The 292-nt window shown below is 47.6% G+C and carries 1 pseudogene; it reads right to left on the bottom strand.

Annotated features, from left to right (window positions below):
- A pseudogene (locus tag J4G32_RS20840) lies at nt 1-217 on the bottom strand (hypothetical protein); the annotation flags it as partial.
- Nucleotides 218-292: the final 75 nt, after the last annotated feature.

Here is a 292-nt window from a genome sequence, read left to right on the forward strand (position 1 = left end):
CCACCTTGACGCCCTGCGCGCGCATTAAGCGCAGGATATGAATGTTCGAACAGGCTTTTTGCGCAAAACGCACGACGTCAAACTGCTGCAGGGCGGCTATCTGACGGCGAATAATGTGCGCGTCATAGACCCAGACCGGACAGCCGAATTCAGCAGGCAATCTGAGCAAATTTTCAGCGTTAAGGTCAGTTTCAGCGTGATAATGCGGCAATGACATAACAAACTCCGGAACAGGCTTTTTAACGATTACGCCATACCTTAGAAAGAATAAAAAATATCGTTTTATTGTCAG

The sequence above is a fragment of the Microvirga antarctica genome (assembly GCF_017921815.1).
GTDB classification, from domain to species: Bacteria; Pseudomonadota; Alphaproteobacteria; order Rhizobiales; family Beijerinckiaceae; genus Microvirga; species Microvirga antarctica.